The organism is Streptomyces winkii (assembly GCF_032248595.1).
In the GTDB taxonomy this organism is placed as follows: domain Bacteria; phylum Actinomycetota; class Actinomycetes; order Streptomycetales; family Streptomycetaceae; genus Streptomyces; species Streptomyces winkii.
In genome coordinates this window covers 1-371 of sequence record NZ_JASTTH010000026.1, presented here as the reverse complement: position 1 = coordinate 371, position 371 = coordinate 1, and the positions used below count along the sequence as shown (strand labels likewise).

Annotated in this window: 1 protein-coding gene; it reads right to left on the bottom strand. The window is 68.2% G+C overall.

Annotated elements, in window-relative coordinates; genetic code table 11:
* The coding region (locus tag QQM67_RS30520; RefSeq protein ID WP_314178659.1) for a hypothetical protein at positions 1 to 371 on the bottom strand (371 nt) is incomplete at both ends.

Below are 371 nucleotides of genomic sequence, written 5' to 3'. Positions count from 1 at the left end.
CAACCCCCGGTTCGACCTCCAGACACGCCACCCCCGCACCCAGAAGCCCGACGACCGACGACGCCCACTCCACCGGCACACCACCACCAGCAGGCACCACCACCAACCACACACCCGCAGCAGAAGCAGGGCCGCTCAGCGCCACATCGGCGCTGCCGGATTCCGGATCGGCGATTTCGAATGCGGAAAGCTCGGGTGTTTTGTGGGTGAGGGGTTTCCACCATTCGCGGTAGCACCAGCCACTCGCACGAGAACGCACCTGTTCCCGGCCACGCCATTCCGACAGCCCCGACGCCACCACCCGCGCCGTCGACGCATCAACGCCCAGCACCCCGGCCAGCACATCCGCATCCCCGGACTCCACCAGCCCC